The organism is Actinoplanes sp. NPDC048791, from assembly GCF_040650095.1.
Lineage (GTDB): Bacteria > Actinomycetota > Actinomycetes > Mycobacteriales > Micromonosporaceae > Actinoplanes.
On the sequence record NZ_JBEZGQ010001285.1, the window covers coordinates 1 to 2,056 of the forward strand.

Annotated in this window: 3 protein-coding genes; all 3 read left to right on the forward strand. The window is 69.8% G+C overall.

The features are described 5' to 3' along the window. Positions 1 to 885: sugar ABC transporter permease (locus AB0C29_RS45460; RefSeq protein WP_360834177.1), on the forward strand; the 885-nt coding region annotated here is incomplete at its 5' end. Beyond that, positions 882 to 1,796, forward strand: coding sequence for a carbohydrate ABC transporter permease (locus AB0C29_RS45465; protein ID WP_360834179.1), 915 nt, complete (start codon positions 882 to 884; stop codon positions 1,794 to 1,796). The genes AB0C29_RS45460 and AB0C29_RS45465, both read left to right, overlap by 4 nt. A 5-nt stretch (positions 1,797 to 1,801) precedes the next feature. Then, a partial coding sequence (locus AB0C29_RS45470) for a Gfo/Idh/MocA family oxidoreductase (RefSeq protein WP_360834181.1) occupies positions 1,802 to 2,056 on the forward strand: 255 nt, incomplete at its 3' end.

The window sequence follows — 2,056 nt, forward strand, 5'->3', positions numbered from 1 at the left end:
GGCGTCACCGAACGCCAGCGGCCGCTGTGGCTGCTGATCCCGGGCGGCACGCTGATGACGCTGGTCATCGGGATCCCGCTGCTGCTGGCCTTCTACATCTCCCTGATCGATCTCGACCAGTACACGCTGCGGCGGTGGCTCGAGGCGCCGTTCATCGGACTGGACAACTTCGTCGAGGCGTTCGAGTCGGGGCTGCTGCACTCGGTCTGGATCAGTGTCTCGTTCGCCGTCATCGCGACCGTGGCCACCGTTCCGCTCGGGGTGGCCGCCGCGATCGTGACCCAGAACGCGTACCGGGGGCGGGGCTGGGTGCGGGCGGTGTTCCTGATCCCGTACGTGCTGCCGTCGTTCGTGGTGGCCTCGGTGTGGCGCACGATGCTCCAGCCGGACGGGATCGTCAACGCGACGCTGACCCGGATCGGGGTCGACGGCGGGCTGTGGCTCAGCGGTCCGCGGTCGTACTGGACGCTGATCCTGGTGGAGATCTGGGCCGCCTGGCCGTTCATCTATCTGATGGCGCTGGCCGGGCTGCAGAGCGTGGACAGCGAGGTGCACGAGGCGTCGGCCATCGACGGGGCGAACTGGTGGCCGAAACTGCGCCGGGTGATCCTGCCGTACGTGCGCGGCCCGGTGCTGCTGGCCTGCCTGCTGGCCACCCTCAACCACATCAACAACTTCACGTTGCCGTACGTGTTGTTCGGTGCGCCTGCTCCGGATGACGTGAACGTGATGCCGATGCTGGTCTACGTCACCAGCTTCCAGAGCCTGCGCTTCGGGCTCAGCGCGGCCATGGCGGTCGTGTCACTGGTGCTGATCGCCATCCCGCTGTTCGTCTATCTGCGTGCGGTCCGGCTGGACGTGCACGAGGAGGGAGGCCGCAAATGAGCACATCCGCGATCGCGCCCCCGGCCCGCTCCCGGCAGGCCCGCCGCCGGACCGCGGCGGGGGAGGCCCACCGTTTGCTGCCGGCGCCGCTGCTGGCGATCATCACCGTCGGGCTGTGCGTGCTGGTCCTGGTGCCGATCCTCTACATCGTGCTGGCCTCGCTCAACACCGACGTCGGGGTGGCCGAGGGGGAGTTCTGGCCGAGCTCGTTCTCCGGCGAGAGCTACACCAAGATCTGGACCACGGCGGGGCTGTCCACCGGCATCCTCAACAGCCTGCTGGTGTGCGGGCTGGTGGCGGTGGCGTCGGCCCTGCTGGGCACGATCACCGCGTACGTGCTGGTCCGCTACACGTTCGTCGGCCGGGTGACCATCCTGCGCGGCCTGGTCGGCCTGCAGAGCGTCCCCGGCACGCTGATGCTGCTGCCGGTGTTCGTGCTGTTCTCCTCGGCGGGCACCTACCTGGGCGTCACGGTGATCGGCACCCGCTGGGGACTGTTCGTCGCGTACCTCACCTTCGCCCTGCCGTTCTCCACCTGGGTGATGGTCACCTACCTGCGCGGCCTGCCGCGCGAGCTGGAGGAGGCGGGCCGGGTCGACGGTGCGTCCACGCTGACCATCCTGTTCCGGATCATCGTCCCGCTGAGCCTGCCGGCCATCGTGGTGTCGGGGATCTTCGCGTTCCTGCTGGGCTGGAACGACGTGCTGTTCGCCTCGGTGCTCACCCGGCCCGAGACGCAGACCGCCGCGGTCGCGCTGCAGATCTTCGGGACCACCCAGGAGGGCGGCGCGCTGCCGGTGTACTCGCAGATGATGGCGGCGGCGCTGGTCTGCGCGGCCCCGGTCGTGCTGCTGTACCTGCTGTTCCAGCGCTATCTGGTCGGCGGGCTGACCGCCGGCGGGGTCAAGTGACCCCGATGACCACGGCCGCGGTCATCGGGTGCGGGGACGTCTCGGTGGTGCACCTGCAGGCGATCGAGGGCCTGGCGGGGGTCGAGCTGGTCGGCGTGTGCGACACCGACGCGGGCCGGGCCGGGGCCGCGGCCCAGCGGTACGGCGTCCCGGCGTTCGCCGACCACCGGCAGCTGCTCGAGGCCACCCGCCCTCGAGGCCGTGCGCGAGGCCCTCGACCCGAAAATGCGGTAGGAGCCACCGTGTCCGAAGTTGTCATC

Excerpts from the sequence above, each read along its gene's own strand:
- AB0C29_RS45465 (WP_360834179.1), top strand. The coding sequence starts at position 882 with ATGAGCACATCCGCGATCGCGCCCCCGGCCCGCTCCCGGCAGGCCCGC.